Genomic DNA, 1,709 nt, shown 5'->3' with positions numbered 1-1,709 from the left:
CCGCCGGCGCCGGCGATGATGACCTTGAAGCCTTCCGACTTCGCACCCTTGGCGAACTCGACCATGCGATCGGGCGTGCGATGTGCCGATATGATCCTTGCGTCATAGGGGATCTCGAGCGCCTCCAGCGTATCGGCGGCGTTCTTCATGGTCTCCCAATCGGACTGGCTTCCCATGATGATGGCAACGGTCGGTCTGTCTGTCATCGTCACGACACTTCCTTCAAGCAATGATACCGGGCTTCAGGCGATGATATCCGGGATGATCTGGTCTTCGAGCTTCGACAGCTTGTCCTTGATAACAAGCTTCTTTTTCTTCATGCGCTGAACGCGCAGCGCATCGCAGCCAGTCGCGATCATGGCGTTGATGGCGACATCGTAGTCCTCATGCTCCTGGCGCAGGCGCGCCACCATGAGCCTGACTTCCGCCTGTTCCTGATCCGGCATACGCATTCCCCATGATCGTCTTCAGACCTTCTCCGGCCTGTCGCTAATTTTTGCAAGCTCCTATCACCAAATAGCGGTAACGGCTAGTTAGTCTCGATCATGAATTTGCCACGCTCTCTCCTTGTTTTCGCCTTCGACAAGCCTTCAAAAATGTGTCACAGTTTGAGGGTTGACGCCTTGGATCTCCGGCGGTGTTGGCTGGAGAAAGGCTAGAGGAAGGAAGGGTCATATGACTGTTCAAGCTCATCTTGAATCACTCCAGAAGAAGCATGGCGCTCTCGAAGACGAGCTCCATTCACTGATGGCATCCCCCTCCAGAGACGACCGTGAGGTTGCCGAGTGCAAGCGCAGGAAGCTGCGCATCAAAGACGAGATTGAGCGTCTCAAATCATCCGTACACTAAGCAGGATAGAACGTTACAGGGCGTGGTCGATGCGGAACAAAGGGTAAATATCGCAATATAACCAGTTGTTTAGTAGTCTGTCGCGTCCATTGGAATGTTCCTGCGCGTCGGTTGCCGAAAAGGTCGCAGCCGGCGCGTTTTCATGTCCGGACGGCGTTATGCCCAGAACTGATCCAGCCAGAGATTGAGCCGGTCGAAGCCGCGATTGTTGACCGCGTAGATGCGCTTCGTGCCATCGGCGGTGACCGAGACGAGGTCGCAATCGAGCAGTGCCTTGAGGTGCTGGGAGACGGCCGGACGGCTGATCGGAAGGCCTTCGGCGAGCTCGTTGACGGTGCGCGGCGAGCGTCGCAATTCCTCCAGCAGGAAGCGCCGGTGAGGGTCGGCAATCGCAGTGAAAGGGTCCACGTTCGACATGGCGAAAAGCTACGTCAATCGGAGAATTAGGGCAAGCGAATTGTGCGCCGCAACAAGTCCCTTAAGGCCTGAAATCCAAGGCCTTCGCGGGCGATCAGGACGGCCGCGATCAGCGCCATCGCATACATGAAGGGATAGAAGATTTTCGGCTGCATGCGCTTCACGCACCAGGCGCCGGCGATGGTGGCAAGCGGCGCGAAAGGGAGCAGCGTGGCGGAGGCTGCGAGGTTCTGGGTGTCGAGCTGGCCGAGCGCGAAATAGGGGACCAGCTTGACGGCGTTGAGGATCGCGAAGAAGCGGGCGCTGGTGCCGGTATATTCGCGCGGCGGCATCTGCAGCGGCAGCACATAGATCTGGAACGGCGCGCCGCCGGCGTGTGCCACGAAGCTGCCGTAACCGGAAAAGGTGCCCCAGAGTGTGGCGCGGACCGGCCGCTGGCCATG

Annotated in this window: 5 protein-coding genes; 1 reads left to right on the top strand and 4 read right to left on the bottom strand. The window is 58.3% G+C overall.

What is annotated here, in order from left to right:
* A partial coding sequence (locus B3605_RS12390) for an AIR carboxylase family protein (RefSeq protein ID WP_296434087.1) occupies window positions 1–206 on the bottom strand: 206 nt, incomplete at its 3' end.
* Window positions 207–242: 36 nt separating this feature from the next.
* Window positions 243–446, bottom strand: coding sequence for a YdcH family protein (locus B3605_RS12385; RefSeq protein WP_018899707.1), 204 nt, complete (start codon window positions 444–446; stop codon window positions 243–245).
* 229 nt (window positions 447–675) lie between these two features.
* On the opposite strand from B3605_RS12385, the gene B3605_RS12380 reads away from it, so the two are divergent.
* Complete coding sequence (locus tag B3605_RS12380; RefSeq protein ID WP_018899706.1) at window positions 676–849, top strand: YdcH family protein; 174 nt, start codon at window positions 676–678, stop codon at window positions 847–849.
* A 156-nt stretch (window positions 850–1,005) separates the two neighbouring features.
* Here the strand turns inward: B3605_RS12380 and B3605_RS12375 are convergent, their stop codons facing one another.
* Both B3605_RS12375 and B3605_RS12370 read right to left on the bottom strand, forming a co-directional pair.
* Complete coding sequence (locus tag B3605_RS12375; RefSeq protein ID WP_018899705.1) at window positions 1,006–1,266, bottom strand: ArsR/SmtB family transcription factor; 261 nt, start codon at window positions 1,264–1,266, stop codon at window positions 1,006–1,008.
* A 26-nt stretch (window positions 1,267–1,292) separates the two neighbouring features.
* Window positions 1,293–1,709: sulfite exporter TauE/SafE family protein (locus B3605_RS12370; RefSeq protein ID WP_296434082.1), on the bottom strand; the 417-nt coding region annotated here is incomplete at its 5' end.

The sequence above is a fragment of the Rhizobium sp. UBA1881 genome, from assembly GCF_002338015.1.
In the GTDB taxonomy this organism is placed as follows: domain Bacteria; phylum Pseudomonadota; class Alphaproteobacteria; order Rhizobiales; family Rhizobiaceae; genus Rhizobium.
The sequence above is the reverse complement of the archived record's forward strand: the minus strand, read 5'-3'. Positions and strand labels throughout refer to the sequence as shown.

Excerpts from the sequence above, each read along its gene's own strand:
- B3605_RS12380 (WP_018899706.1), top strand. The coding sequence starts at position 676 with ATGACTGTTCAAGCTCATCTTGAATCACTCCAGAAGAAGCATGGCGCT.
- B3605_RS12375 (WP_018899705.1), bottom strand. The coding sequence starts at position 1,266 with ATGTCGAACGTGGACCCTTTCACTGCGATTGCCGACCCTCACCGGCGC.
- B3605_RS12385 (WP_018899707.1), bottom strand. The coding sequence starts at position 446 with ATGCCGGATCAGGAACAGGCGGAAGTCAGGCTCATGGTGGCGCGCCTG.